Annotated in this window: 1 rRNA gene; it reads right to left on the reverse strand. The window is 41.1% G+C overall.

Features of this window, described 5'->3' with window-relative positions:
- Positions 1-96: ribosomal RNA gene (locus tag M3600_RS28790) — 23S ribosomal RNA — on the reverse strand; the annotation flags it as partial.
- Positions 97-219 lie beyond the last annotated feature (123 nt).

Here is a 219-nt window from a genome sequence, read left to right on the forward strand (position 1 = left end):
CTTACTTACAGCTCCCCGAAGCATATCGGTGTTAGTACCGTCCTTCATCGGCTCCTAGTGCCAAGGCATCCACCGTGCGCCCTTTCTAACTTAACTTGTTTCGGCTAAAGATGTTACTCTTTACCCTGAAATTCTTCTATTAAATAGAGAATCTAAGATGGCGATTACTCGGTTTCTTTCTTGGTTCTTACTATTCATAATCTAGTTTTCAAGGAACAA

Source organism: Niallia sp. MER 6 (genome assembly GCF_023714395.1).
GTDB lineage: Bacteria > Bacillota > Bacilli > Bacillales > Cytobacillaceae > Niallia.